Here is a 944-nt window from a genome sequence, read left to right as displayed (position 1 = left end):
AAGGTTAACGACGGTTAGATTCACCTCTTACACAGCACCTCAGCGCCTCCATCACAAACACACCACCCATAATCAACAGCACAAGCTCTTGACGTACTAAAATCGCGATAATACCCAACGCACCACCCAGCGCTAATGAACCTACATCACCCATAAAGACTTGTGCAGGATAGGTGTTAAACCATAAGAACCCTAGGCCCGCACCAACAATGGCGGTACACACTACGACCAGCTCACTGGCCAGTGGTAAATGCGGTAAATGTAAGTACTCCGAAAAATTTGCGTTACCAGTTAAATAGGCAATAATCGCAAGGGCTGATGCCACTAAAATAGTCGGAACTATCGCCAAGCCATCGAGACCATCGGTGAGGTTTACAGCATTAGATGTACCAACAATCACAAAATAACTCATAACCAAATAGAAAATACCAAGTTGCGGCATCACTTCTTTTAAGAAAGGGACGACTAATACAGTTTCATTTGGGTCCAGTGAAGTGAAATATAAGAAGCTCGCCACAGTCATGGCAATCACTGACTGCCAGAAATATTTCCAACGAGCGATTAGGCCTTTTGAATCTTTGCGGATCACTTTGCGATAGTCGTCAACAAAACCAACGACGCCCAAGCTACCTAAAACAAATAGCGTCACCCACACGTATTTATTGCTTAAGTCGCCCCACATTAAAGTGCTGGTAAAAATGGCACCTAAGATCAACACCCCACCCATGGTCGGCGTACCAGATTTAGATAAATGTGATTCAGGACCATCATCACGTACCGTTTGGCCAATTTGCATGCGCTGAAGAGCGCGGATCAAAATCGGACCGAAATAAAGCGATAACAATAATGCCGTTAAAATACCTAAAATCGCACGCAGCGTTAGGAGGTGCTGTGTAAGAGGTGAATCTAACCGTCGTTAACCTTAGCAATACGTAACGTTATTG

Annotated in this window: 1 pseudogene; it reads right to left on the bottom strand. The window is 44.5% G+C overall.

Annotated features, from left to right (window positions below):
* Positions 1-40 precede the first annotated feature (40 nt).
* Positions 41-883, bottom strand: a pseudogene (gene mraY / locus ACXAC4_RS21135) (phospho-N-acetylmuramoyl-pentapeptide-transferase); the annotation flags it as partial.
* Between the last annotated feature and the right edge of the window lie 61 nt (positions 884-944).

The sequence above is a fragment of the Pseudoalteromonas sp. AWM4_233 genome (assembly GCF_056158285.1).
Note: the sequence above shows the minus strand (reverse complement) of the source record. Positions and strands in the feature narration are given on the sequence as shown.